Here is an 11,357-nt window from a genome sequence, read left to right as displayed (position 1 = left end):
GGCGATTCAACAGATTAAGTCTTTGGTAAGGTAACGCCGACTTGGCCTTGATATTTGCCGCCACGATCTTTGTAGGACGTGCCACATACTTCGTCACTCTCAAAGAACAATACTTGCGCACAACCTTCACCAGCGTAAATCTTGGCGGGTAACGGTGTCGTGTTTGAAAACTCTAGCGTCACATAGCCTTCCCATTCAGGCTCGAATGGAGTGACATTCACAATAATTCCGCAGCGGGCATAAGTACTCTTACCAACGCACACTGTTAGTACGCTGCGAGGGATCTTAAAATACTCTACTGTTCTTGCTAAGGCAAAGGAGTTTGGTGGAATGATGCAAACCGGACCCTTAAAGTCTACGAAGGATTGCTCATCAAAGTTCTTTGGATCGACGATAGTGCTGTTGATATTCGTAAAGATCTTGAATTCATCAGCACAACGAATGTCGTAGCCGTAGCTAGAGGTGCCGTAACTTACAATTTTTTGGCCGGCAGCGTCTATGCGAACTTGCTCAGGTTCAAATGGGCTGATCATGCCTTGCGTGCCCATACGGCGGATCCAGTGGTCAGATTTAATAGTCATGGCCGAATTGTAAAACCTTCGCAGGGGCAATGCCCATCAATTTACTCAGATGCAGGGGTAAAAACGACTCTCTCTGGAGCGTTATAAATCTCAAAATGCTTCCCGGAACAGCGAGATAGCAGCGTGAGATTGGTTTTGCGTGCCAACTCTAGGCCCATCAGGGTAACGCCAGAACGAGTCAACAGGAAGGGAATACCCATCTGAGCTCCTTTAATCACCATCTCTGAGGTCAGACGCCCGGTTGTAAAGAAAACGAGATCCTTGCCAGGCTTGTCCGCGAGCCACATCAGACCCGATATGGAGTCCACGGCATTATGGCGACCCACGTCTTCAATAAAATGCAGTAGTTGAACATCATCATCGCCATTACGCTCAAACACCGCACAAGCGTGTACTGAGCCTGATTTCTTATAAATGGTGTCATGCATGCGGATACTGTCAATCAACTTCACAATCGCCTCTTGGGCCAGCAAGGGGCCATCGGGTAATCGTATCTGATCCATCTCCTCAATCAGTCCGCCAAACATCGTGCCCTGGCCGCACCCAGTAGTCACTACCCGCTTACTTGTCAGGGCATCAATATCTACAGTACTGCGATGGGTCTTGACCGCTGCCGAGTCTGTCTCCCAGTCCACCTGAATGCTCTCGATATCGTCTGGGGACTCTACTAAGCGCTGATTGCGCAAATAACCCAGCACCAAAGCCTCTGGGGCACTACCTAAGGTCATTAATGTCACAACTTCACGCTTATCCAAATAAATGGTTAAAGGTCGCTCACCCGGGATATGGGTAGTCTTTAAGCGCCCAGCCTCATCCATGATCTGCACCTCATGCACCAGGGGCACCGAGGCGTTGGACATCTGAATATTGTGGGGCAAGGCCATAAACGTCTCTTTAATTAAGTGCAAATCGGTGTTTACTTTAACCGCAGATTAAAATTAGAGCATAAGTAAAACCCAAGGCCCATAATCTGGTGTTCTTAAAGCTGTATTTGATTGACGTTGTTCTTTTTATAAAAGCCCGCTTTTCATGAGTAGCCCCAAACGCCGCCTGCTAGTTACCTCAGCCCTGCCTTACGCTAATGGCCAGATTCATATTGGTCATTTGGTGGAATATGTCCAAACTGACATCTGGGTACGATTTCAAAGAATGCGCGGCCACGAAGTGCACTATGTCGGCGCTGACGACACCCATGGCACACCAATCATGTTGCGGGCTGAAAAAGAGGGTATCTCTCCCAAAGAGCTGATCGCTAATGTTTGGAAAGAACATAAACGCGACTTTGACGACTTCTTAATTTCTTTCGATCACTACTACACTACGGATAGCCCAGAGAACGAAACGCTATCAAAAAGTATTTACCTCAAACTGCGCGATGCAGGCTTAATAGAAATGCGAGCAATTGAACAGGCCTACGATCCTGTAAAAGAGATGTTCTTGCCAGATCGCTTTATTAAAGGTGAGTGTCCTAAGTGTGGCGCCAAAGATCAATACGGCGATTCTTGTGAAAAGTGTGGAGCAACTTACTCTCCCACCGATCTTAAGAATCCATTCTCCGTAGTCAGTGGCGCAACACCGATTAAAAAAATATCTGATCATTATTTTTTCAAGCTATCAGATCCCCGTTGCGAAGCTTTCTTACGCGATTGGACCCAAGTCAGAACGCCTCTACAGCCTGAAGCACGCAATAAGATGAAAGAATGGGTCGGGCAGCCCGGCGAGAGTAAGTTGGGGGATTGGGACATTTCTCGTGACGCCCCGTACTTTGGCTTTGAAATTCCAGATGCACCAGGCAAGTATTTTTACGTCTGGCTAGATGCCCCTATTGGCTATTACGCTAGCTTCCTCAACTACTGCCAGAGCAATGGGATGAATTTTGAGGAATGGGTCAGACCCGACACCACTACTGAGCAGTATCACTTTATCGGTAAAGACATTCTGTATTTCCACACGCTTTTTTGGCCAGCGACACTGCACTTCGCTGGTTATCGAACGCCAACGAATGTATTTGCTCATGGCTTCTTAACTGTAGATGGCGAGAAGATGAGTAAGTCACGGGGCACTCTGATATCTGCGCACAGTGTGATGGAGTGCGGCTTTAATCCGGAGTGGTTCCGCTACTACTTCGCCACAAAACTAAATGACAGTATGGAGGACTTGGATCTCAATCTCCAAGATTTCGTAGCACGAGTCAATAGTGATTTATTGGGGAAGTACATCAACATCGCTAGCCGTAGTGCTGGCTTTTTAGTAAAGCGTTTCGGCGGTATTGTTTCTGATGAAGCAATGCATCACCCACTGCTTTCAGATATTGCTGGCGTAAGTGAAAAAATTGCGGAGCTCTACGAAGGACGAGAATATGCCAAGGCACTCAGAACCGTCATGGAGTTGGCAGACAAGGTCAATGCCTTTGTAGATGAAAATAAACCTTGGGAAATCGCTAAAAATCCAGAGCGTGAAGCGGACTTACAAAGGGTCTGCAGCGTCACTTTGGAGGCATTTCGTCTACTAAGCCTTTATCTCAAACCGGTCCTACCCCAGGTTACTGCCGGAGTTGAAGAGTTCTTATCTGTGCCGCCCATGACCTGGGATGATGTGAACACACCGCTCTCCAGCCAGCATCCAATCAAAGCCTATCAGCACCTCATGACAAGGGTGGAAGCCCCCCAAATTGAGGCATTACTGGCAGCCAATACCTAAAGAAAGCCTGAAAACTCTCTGGCCCCATGAAAAACGAAGATTTCGGGCAATCAAGCAAAAAGTCGATGGGTTTGTAGGGAAAATCGTTAATAATGATGGGCTTGGCACTGAGTTGCCACCCAATAACTTTTGCAAGCTACTGAACTAGTTTGGTCATTTTAGGAAATATGATGGCAAGGTACCAGTCTGAATTTACCCAGTTCTTAAATGAGCTTAAAACCGAGCAACCTGATATTGAGGCAGGACAGCAAGCGGGTCGCGCCCTCCTTTGGGATCAGGCACCACTGACTACAGAAGATCAACGCCGTGCAAAAGTAGCTAAGTTAAAGCAACGCGCTTACGTCTATTCCAATGACTAAATACAGTACTGAGCCAAGCACCCAGCCGATTGGCGATCTACTAGACAGTACTCCATCCGTAACCGATGGAATGTCATCCGCTTTTGCAAAGTTATATGGCGAGCCCTTATTCAAGCTCCCAACGGATTTATATATTCCACCAGATGCACTGGAGATTTTTTTAGAAGCATTTGAAGGTCCGTTAGATCTACTGCTTTATTTGATTCGCAAACAGAACTTCAACGTGCTCGATATTCCGATGGCTCAGGTGACACAACAGTATCTGAGTTATGTTGATCAAATTCGTCATCATAATTTAGAGCTCGCTGCAGAATATCTCTTGATGGCTGCGATGCTCATCGAAATTAAATCTCGCATGTTATTGCCAATGAAAAAAGCGGACAGCGATGAAGAGGTTGAAGATCCCCGCGCAGAACTCGTACGCCGCCTTTTAGAGTACGAACGAATGAAGCTTGCAGCACAAGAGCTTGACCAGATTCCGCAACAAGGCCGTGATTTCCAAATCGCGCATGGCTATGTTGACACTACAGTGGCTGTTAGTTGGCCAGAAGTAAATTTAGAAGATTTGCAAATGGCTTGGCGGGACGTATTGCACCGCGCAAAGCTCACCCAACATCACACCATTACGCGCGAAGAACTATCAGTACGAGACTTTATGACGCGTATTTTGCGACGCCTGCAAAGCACTCGCTTTGTTGAGTTCAGCGAGCTATTTGAAGATGCCATTAATTCGGGTAAAGGCATTCCAGTCGTGATTGTTAATTTCATTGCCATGCTCGAACTCTCTCGTGAAGCCTTAGTTGAAATTACTCAGGCAGAGCCCTATGCTCCAATTTATGTTCGCCTAGCCTATACCCCTGTTTAATGAAAATTATTAGCGATATCCAAGAGCTACGCGACCACTTGCGCGGACAAAATCGCGCTGCTTTTGTGCCCACCATGGGTAATCTTCACGAAGGACATCTCTCCCTAATGCGATTAGCTAGGCAGCATGGTGACCCTGTTGTTGCAAGTATTTTTGTCAATCGATTGCAGTTTGCACCGAATGAAGACTTTGATAGCTATCCACGCACGATGCAAGCTGACATCGATAAGCTCGAAAAAGAAGGTGTGTACATTTTGTTTGCTCCTACAGAGCGTGACTTATATCCCCAGCCTCAGGAATATCGAATTGACCCCCCACAGCAACTAGGGGACATCCTCGAAGGAGAATTTCGCCCTGGATTTTTTAAGGGTGTGTGTACTGTTGTCCTTAAACTGCTTTCTTGTGTTCAGCCAAAAGTAGCAGTGTTTGGCAAAAAAGATTACCAGCAATTGATGATCATCCGCCAAATGGCTAAGCAATTTGCATTACCAGTCGACATTATTCCTGGCGAAACTATCCGCTCTGAAGATGGTCTAGCTCTCTCCTCTCGCAATGGCTATCTTTCCGCTGGGGAACGCGCCCAAGCCCCTGAACTACAGCGCATCCTTAAAGAGGTGCGGGAACAACTACTAGGGTTAACTGAGCGCACCACAGAATCACTCAGTGCAATTGAACTGAGAGCGGTAGCCGAACTTACTCAGCGCGGCTGGCAGCCAGATTACATTGCCATTCGTCAGCAGAGTGATTTAGCGCCTGCTAACAATACCCAATTGCAGGCGGGCGAGCCACTAGTGATCTTGACGGCTGCAAAACTTGGTAATACTCGCTTGATTGATAACTTAGAGGTCTAAAGCAGTATCAGTAATGCGCTGCGCGCATTTCTTGCAGCGCTGTCACTACAGCAGAAAAAATTGGCCTACCTGTAAATTTAACTCCTGAGCTAACTGCGCGCCACTCATTTTTCCTGCAGCACCCTTTGCCTTAAGGACTTCAATCTGCCCTCCATGGCAACCCACAAAAAATGAGTCTGCAGAAATCTGAGTGATCTCTCCTGGTTTTCCTTTTACAGCCCCGTAAGTAGCAGAAACATGTTTACGAGCATCAAAAATTTGTACCTTTTGCTCGCCCATTTTTGTCCATGCTCCAGGCGCCGGGTTGCAGGCACGAATAAGATTATATGTTTGGGTAATATGACTTGCCCAATGAATCTGCGCAGCATTTACCTCAAACCAACCTTCGTAATTTGCTAAGGATTCATCTTGAGGGATCTCTTGATGCTGATGAGCAACCACTAGGTCTGCAGCTTCGAGCAACGCTTTAATTCCCAGAGGAAACAAAGCATCAAAGTAGACTTGACCCAGGGTGTCATCGGGCCCAATAGCAACCTCTTTTTGCAAAATAACTTCGCCTTCATCCAAGCCATCGGATGGCCTGAAGATAGTTAATCCTGTTTTTTCTTCCCCTAAGGCAATCGCCCAATTAATTGCACTAGGTCCACGATATTTAGGTAGCAATGAAGGGTGATATTGAATAGTGCCGTGCTTAGGTAGATTGGCTAACTCCTGCGGAACAAATTGCAATACGTAGGCCATGACACAAATATCAGCCTGGCTATCAATCATCGCCTGGGCCGCTTCAGGCCCTTTTAAGGAAGCAAACTGTAGCGGAGTTAACCCTCTAGCGATGGCAGCCTCCTTCAATGCTTCTGGCTTAGTAGATTTGGGATTATCGGGCGGGCAAAACACAGCGACTACTTCATCACCTCGGTCTAAAAAGGCCTCTAACGCTGCCTTACCAAAATCAGCACTACCAATCAAAGCAACCCGCATATTAAATAACCTTATCGCGACGTAAGGAGATCAGCTCATCCGTAGTAAATCCGAGCTCACTCAAGATTTCATCGGTATGCTCACCTAACAGTGGTGAACGCTCTACTTCAGTTGGGCTATCCGATAACTTAATTGGATTACCCACAGTCAGATACTTGCCACGAATGGGGTGATCCACCTCAACAACAGTTCCAGTTGCTCTGAGTGAAGGCTCTTCAGCAATCTCTTTCATCGACAAAATAGGTCCGCAAGGAATGTCATACTTGTTTAAGGTATCCATCACCTCAAATTTTGTGAGTGTAGAAGTCCACTTCTCAATCTCAGCAAAGATCTCCATCAAGCGTGGTAGACGCGCCATGGCCGAGGCGTAATGTGGATCGGTAACCCAATCTTCGCGACCGATTACCTTGCAGATAGCCTCCCATACTGGAGCCTGCACTACAACATAGATATAGGAATTAGGATCTGTTTCCCAGCCCTTACACTTCAAAATCCAACCAGGCTGACCACCGCCAGAAGCATTACCAGCACGAGGTACAGCATCTCCAAACGTACCGTTGGGATATTGTGGGTACTCCTGCATAGTGCCGTTGCGTTCTAAACGTTGTTGATCACGTAATTTCACGCGGCATAAATTGAGTACTGCATCTTGCATTGCAGCTAACACCTTTTGACCTCGACCAGAATGCGTGCGCTGATACAAGGCCGTAACAATGCCTAAGGCCAGATGCAAACCGGTACCACTATCTCCGATTTGAGCGCCAGTCACCATTGGTGGGCCATCATCAAATCCAGTTGTCGATGCAGAGCCTCCCGCGCACTGCGCCACGTTCTCGTAAACTTTGCAGTCCTCGTAAGGGCCCGGACCAAAACCTTTAACAGAGGCCATGATCATCATTGGATTGAGTTCCTGAATACGCTCCCAAGAAAAACCCATGCGATCTAAAGCACCCGGCGCAAAGTTCTCTACCAGTACATCACACTCTTTAATGAGGCGCTCGAGGATTTCTTTTCCCTTTGGAGTTTTTGTATTGACCGTAATGGAACGCTTGTTATGGTTCAACATCGTGAAATACAAACTATCCGCATCAGGAATATCACGCAACTGACCACGCGTTGCATCACCTTCGCCCGATTTTTCTACCTTGATTACATCTGCACCAAACCAAGCAAGCAGCTGAGTACAAGTTGGGCCGGATTGCACGTGGGTAAAGTCGAGAACTTTAACCCCTTCTAATGCTTTTGCCATGATTGAAGTCCTAATAAGATTAAATTTTTGAATTGCTTCGAGTTTACCAGTGCCCCATTGCGAGTCATCATGGGATGCCTTCTTACCGTGCATAACGCCATCAAACCCACTAAATTCAGTGAGCCCCTACAAGTTAAGGATGCTCCAGGTCTGCGAGACGCTTTTTTAGGGCCCGCTCTTCAGCAAAGCGTTCAGTCTCATCGCGGATAACGGCTGCCACACCCGAGGCCTGACCTTGATCATCAAAAAGCATGCCGACAGTAAAGGCAATAGATAAAGTGCGTCCATCTTGATGTTTTGCTGGGACCTTTAATAAGGAAGTGCCATAGCGGGTAGTGCCTGTCTTCATCGACTGGCTAAAGCCCTCCTGATGTCGCTGACGCTGGCGCTCAGGAACAATCAAATCCAGGGTATTGCCAAGAGCCTCTTCTTCAGAGTAGCCAAATATTCTGGTCGCCGCAGAATTCCACAACACAATCTTTTCGTGCGCATCCGCAACGACAACAGCATCGCCAATACAGTCGAGTAATTGAGTTAAGTTCACATTTGTTTTCATAATGTCAGTCTACTAAATTTTTAAATTCTAGGAAAGAAAAAAGGCGCTCACATGGAGCGCCTTTCAAGATAAAGCAAATAACTTAAATCAGACTGCTTTTGCTGCGTGCAGCTTAACAATGTCATCTGAACTGTAACCAAGGTCAGCTAACACTTCATCGGTATGCTCACCTAATAATGGTGATGGACCAACTTCAACTGTTAAATCTGAGAACTTAATTGGACTACCAATAGTTAAGTACTTGCCACGGACTTTGTGGTCGACTTCAACAATGGAGCCACTCTTACGCAGATCAGGAGATGCTGCTAATTCCTTCATTGACAATACTGGCGCACAAGGAATATCGAACTTACGTAGAATATCAACCGCTTCGTACTTCGTCTTGTCCTTAAGCCACTCTTCAATCACTGCAAAGATGTCAAAGATTTTATCTTGACGAGCTTCAGCAGTCATATAAGCCGGATCAGTTGCCCACTCTGGACGACCCAAAGCCTCTGTAATTGGCTTCCATGCATGCCCTTGAATAGTGAAGTAAATATAGGCGTTTGGATCTGTTTCCCAGCCCTTACACTTCAATACCCAGCCTGGTTGACCACCACCACCAGCATTACCACCGCGGGGAACTACATCTGTAAATGTGCCATGAGGATACTGTGGATACTCTTCGAGGTAACCAATTTTGTCCAAACGCTGCTGATCGCGCAACTTCACGCGGCACAGGTTCAAGACCGCATCTTGCATTGAGCAAGCAACTTTTTGGCCACGGCCGGTCTTCTCGCGATGCATGAGGGCAGTCAGAATACCAATTGCTAAGTGCATACCAGTATTACTATCACCTAAAGCAGCCGCAGAAACAGTCGGAGGACCATCCCAGAAACCAGTTGTAGAAGCAGCGCCACCAGCACATTGAGCTACGTTCTCATACACTTTTAAGTCTTCGTATGAATGGCCATCACTAAAGCCTTTTACAGAAGCCATGATCATTCTTGGATTTAATTCCTGAATACGCTCCCAGCTAAAGCCCATGCGGTCTAAAGCACCTGGGCCAAAGTTCTCAACCATGACATCTGAAGTCTTGATCATTTTCTCGAGAACTTCTTTACCTTCTTGAGTCTTGGTATCCAAAGTCAAAGAACGCTTGTTACCGTTGAGCATTGTGAAATACAAAGCATCAGCATCAGGGATATCGCGCAGCTGACTACGGGTTACATCGCCAGATCCAGGACGTTCTACTTTGATCACGTCCGCGCCATACCATGCCAATAACTGAGTACATGCAGGGCCTGCCTGTACGTGTGTGAAATCGATGATGCGGATTCCGTCTAATGGCTTACTCATATTAAATCTCCTTAGGGTTACTTACTTCTAAACTCTGCAAAATTACTTCTTTGTTGCGGCTCCTGCTGGATTGAGATTCGTCAGGCGACCACTTTCGGTACCCGCAGTTTCATCAATCACAGCATTGATTAGTGCTGGCTTGCCTGCAGCTATTGCTTCAGTCAAGGCCTTCTCTAATTCCTGTGGCGTTGTGACGTAATAACCTACGCCACCAAAAGCCTCAATCATTTTGTCGTAGCGTGCGTTCTTTACAAACACCGTTGGAGCAACATCAGTGCCACCCGTTGGGTTCACATCAGTACCGCGGTATACGCCATTGTTGTTAAATACGATCGTTGTAATGGGCAAGTTGTAGCGGCAGATGGTTTCTAATTCCATGCCACTAAAACCAAAGGCGCTATCGCCTTCAACTGCGATCGTTGGCAAGCCGCTAGTGACTGCGGCGCCAATTGCGTAGCCCATACCAATGCCCATAATGCCCCAAGTACCTGAATCAAAACGCTTGCGTGGCTTGTACATATCCACAATAGCGCGGCAATAGTCGAGGGTGTTTGCACCTTCGTTTACCAAATTGAGATCTGGGTTTTTCTTAACAACATCACGAATAGCACGCAATGCGCCATGGAAGTTCATTGGAGAAGCCTCTTTGGCAAGTGTTTCTGCCATCTTCGCCATGTTCTTCTCTTTCTTCTCATTGATGGCGTTGATCCACTCAGCACTTGGCTTAGGAACGATTGCGATACCCTTCAAGAGCTCACCAACGCATGAACCGATATCACCAATTAATGGAGCATCAATTTGTACGTTGCTATCAATTTCATTTGACTGAATATCGATCTGAATAAATTTCTTAGGCTCTTTGCCCCAAGTCTTGCCTTTGCCATGTGCTAACAACCAATTCAAACGAGCGCCAACTAACATCACTGCATCAGCCTCAGCCAATACGAATGAGCGGGCTGCAGAAGCGGATTGTGGATGGTTGTCTGGCAATAAGCCTTTAGCCATCGACATTGGTAAATAAGGGATACCTGATTTTTCGATCAAAGCACGAATGTCAGCATCGGCTTGTGCATAAGCTGCGCCTTTGCCCAGCAGGATCAATGGACGCTTAGCGCCCTTCAATACGTTCAAAGCACGCTCAACAGCATCAGCCGCTGGGATCTGACGTGGAACTGGATCGATTACTTTAAAGATCGACTTTTTAGCTTCTTCAACCGGCATAGTTTGACTTAGCAGTTGCGCTGGCAAATCTAAATACACACCACCTGGACGACCTGATACCGCTGCACGAATCGCCCGCGCAAAGCCGATGCCAATATCTTCAATGTGATTGATTCGGTAAGCCGCTTTGCAGTATGGCTTAGCTGCATTGAGCTGATCCATTTCTTCGTAGTCTCCCTGCTGCAAGTCCACGATTTCGCGCTCGCTGGAGCCGCTGATCAAGATCATAGGGAAACAGTTGACGGTTGCATTAGCAAGCGCTGTTAGACCATTCAAAAAGCCAGGTGCAGAAACAGTCATGCAGATGCCTGGCTTTTGGGTCATGTAGCCGGCAATTGCCGCAGCATTACCTGCGTGTTGCTCGTGGCGAAAGCCAATAAAACGAATGCCCTCTGCTTGAGCCAAACGGCATAAGTCGGTAATAGGAATACCAACAAGGCCAAAAATAGTGTCAAGATCATTTGCTTTTAAAGCATCAATGACAAGATGGAAGCCGTCGGTTACTGGGGTGTTTTGATTATCTGTTGTCATAAAGTATTTAGTTATTTACATCGACTGAACGGCTAATAAGTTCAATACGATTTAGCTTGCGCTAACTGTCTCCAATAAAATTTTGTTAGGGGTGCCACGAGTAAGGGCAAACACCCCGATAAGGCTGA

At 46.8% G+C, this 11,357-nt stretch carries 11 protein-coding genes; 4 read left to right on the top strand and 7 right to left on the bottom strand.

Annotated elements, in window-relative coordinates:
* Window positions 1-14 precede the first annotated feature (14 nt).
* Together dcd and QUD86_RS02235 are read right to left on the bottom strand one after the other, a co-directional pair.
* Complete coding sequence (gene dcd, locus QUD86_RS02240; protein WP_286297735.1) at window positions 15-581, bottom strand: dCTP deaminase; 567 nt, start codon at window positions 579-581, stop codon at window positions 15-17.
* Between the two features lie 41 nt (window positions 582-622).
* Window positions 623-1,459, bottom strand: coding sequence for a formate dehydrogenase accessory sulfurtransferase FdhD (locus QUD86_RS02235; protein ID WP_286298598.1), 837 nt, complete (start codon window positions 1,457-1,459; stop codon window positions 623-625).
* A 151-nt stretch (window positions 1,460-1,610) separates the two neighbouring features.
* Here QUD86_RS02235 and metG point away from each other — a divergent pair, with 151 nt between their 5' ends.
* The 4 genes from metG (at window position 1,611) to panC (ending at window position 5,356) form a co-directional block, all read left to right on the top strand.
* Window positions 1,611-3,281 (top strand): methionine--tRNA ligase, encoded by a 1,671-nt coding sequence (gene metG / locus QUD86_RS02230; protein ID WP_286297733.1) that lies wholly within the window; start codon window positions 1,611-1,613, stop codon window positions 3,279-3,281.
* Between the two features lie 167 nt (window positions 3,282-3,448).
* Entirely contained in the window at window positions 3,449-3,640 is a 192-nt protein-coding gene (locus tag QUD86_RS02225) for a DUF3460 family protein (protein WP_502928877.1), read from the top strand.
* Window positions 3,633-4,505 carry a segregation and condensation protein A gene (locus QUD86_RS02220; RefSeq protein ID WP_286297731.1) on the top strand — a complete coding sequence of 291 codons (873 nt, stop codon included), beginning with the start codon at window positions 3,633-3,635 and terminating at the stop codon, window positions 4,503-4,505. Before QUD86_RS02225 ends, QUD86_RS02220 begins: the two co-directional genes overlap by 8 nt.
* A complete protein-coding gene (gene panC, locus QUD86_RS02215) occupies window positions 4,505-5,356 on the top strand; it encodes a pantoate--beta-alanine ligase (RefSeq protein WP_286297729.1) in 852 nt (283 codons plus the stop codon). The genes QUD86_RS02220 and panC overlap by 1 nt, the downstream gene beginning before the upstream one ends.
* A 45-nt stretch (window positions 5,357-5,401) precedes the next feature.
* Here panC and QUD86_RS02210 read toward each other — a convergent pair whose 3' ends face one another.
* The 5 genes from QUD86_RS02210 to oxc form a co-directional block, all read right to left on the bottom strand.
* Window positions 5,402-6,334 carry a methionyl-tRNA formyltransferase gene (locus QUD86_RS02210; protein ID WP_286297728.1) on the bottom strand — a complete coding sequence of 311 codons (933 nt, stop codon included), beginning with the start codon at window positions 6,332-6,334 and terminating at the stop codon, window positions 5,402-5,404.
* A 1-nt stretch (window position 6,335) separates the two neighbouring features.
* A complete protein-coding gene (gene frc / locus QUD86_RS02205; protein ID WP_286297727.1) occupies window positions 6,336-7,583 on the bottom strand; it encodes a formyl-CoA transferase in 1,248 nt (415 codons plus the stop codon).
* 133 nt (window positions 7,584-7,716) lie between these two features.
* Complete coding sequence (locus tag QUD86_RS02200) at window positions 7,717-8,139, bottom strand: PAS domain-containing protein (protein WP_286297726.1); 423 nt, start codon at window positions 8,137-8,139, stop codon at window positions 7,717-7,719.
* 87 nt (window positions 8,140-8,226) lie between these two features.
* A complete protein-coding gene (gene frc, locus QUD86_RS02195; RefSeq protein ID WP_286297723.1) occupies window positions 8,227-9,477 on the bottom strand; it encodes a formyl-CoA transferase in 1,251 nt (416 codons plus the stop codon).
* Between the two features lie 42 nt (window positions 9,478-9,519).
* Complete coding sequence (gene oxc / locus QUD86_RS02190; RefSeq protein ID WP_286297721.1) at window positions 9,520-11,229, bottom strand: oxalyl-CoA decarboxylase; 1,710 nt, start codon at window positions 11,227-11,229, stop codon at window positions 9,520-9,522.
* Between the last annotated feature and the right edge of the window lie 128 nt (window positions 11,230-11,357).

The sequence above is a fragment of the Polynucleobacter sp. TUM22923 genome (assembly GCF_030295705.1).
Lineage (GTDB): Bacteria > Pseudomonadota > Gammaproteobacteria > Burkholderiales > Burkholderiaceae > Polynucleobacter.
The sequence above is the reverse complement of the archived record's forward strand: the minus strand, read 5'-3'. Positions and strand labels throughout refer to the sequence as shown.

Coding starts and splice junctions, on each gene's coding strand:
- dcd (WP_286297735.1), bottom strand. CDS start 581: ATGACTATTAAATCTGACCACTGGATCCGCCGTATGGGCACGCAAGGC.
- metG (WP_286297733.1), top strand. CDS start 1,611: ATGAGTAGCCCCAAACGCCGCCTGCTAGTTACCTCAGCCCTGCCTTAC.
- QUD86_RS02225 (WP_502928877.1), top strand. CDS start 3,449: ATGATGGCAAGGTACCAGTCTGAATTTACCCAGTTCTTAAATGAGCTT.
- QUD86_RS02220 (WP_286297731.1), top strand. CDS start 3,633: ATGACTAAATACAGTACTGAGCCAAGCACCCAGCCGATTGGCGATCTA.
- panC (WP_286297729.1), top strand. CDS start 4,505: ATGAAAATTATTAGCGATATCCAAGAGCTACGCGACCACTTGCGCGGA.
- QUD86_RS02210 (WP_286297728.1), bottom strand. CDS start 6,334: ATGCGGGTTGCTTTGATTGGTAGTGCTGATTTTGGTAAGGCAGCGTTA.
- frc (WP_286297727.1), bottom strand. CDS start 7,583: ATGGCAAAAGCATTAGAAGGGGTTAAAGTTCTCGACTTTACCCACGTG.
- QUD86_RS02200 (WP_286297726.1), bottom strand. CDS start 8,139: ATGAAAACAAATGTGAACTTAACTCAATTACTCGACTGTATTGGCGAT.
- frc (WP_286297723.1), bottom strand. CDS start 9,477: ATGAGTAAGCCATTAGACGGAATCCGCATCATCGATTTCACACACGTA.
- oxc (WP_286297721.1), bottom strand. CDS start 11,229: ATGACAACAGATAATCAAAACACCCCAGTAACCGACGGCTTCCATCTT.